This is a genomic window from Azospirillum oleiclasticum (assembly GCF_013423485.1).
GTDB lineage: Bacteria > Pseudomonadota > Alphaproteobacteria > Azospirillales > Azospirillaceae > Azospirillum > Azospirillum oleiclasticum.
On record NZ_JABFFR010000123.1, the window covers coordinates 1 to 350 of the forward strand.

Annotated in this window: 1 other RNA gene; it reads left to right on the plus strand. The window is 53.4% G+C overall.

Annotated elements, in window-relative coordinates:
* Positions 1–350: a transfer-messenger RNA gene (gene ssrA / locus HL658_RS36555) on the plus strand; the annotation flags it as partial.

Consider the following 350-nt stretch of genomic DNA (forward strand, 5'->3'; position numbering starts at 1 on the left):
CAGGATTCGACGCCGGTAGCGAAACTCTAGGTGCATGCCGAGTTGGTAACAGAACTCGTAAATCCACTGTTGCAACTTTCTATAGTTGCCAATGACGAAAACTTCGAGGCGGAGTACGCTCTCGCTGCGTAAGCAGCCGAGCCCGACCTTCTGGTAGCTTCGGCTCCAGCAATCATCAGGGGATGCCTGTAAACCCGAAATGATTGTCATACAGAACAGGATCGTCGTGTAGCACGTTGGGGGCAAAGCGACTAAAACTTACCCAACTCGTCCAAAGCACCCTGCCCGTCGGGCGGCTGCGGATTAACTCAGTAGACACGGCTAAGCATGTAGTACCGACAGCGGAGTAC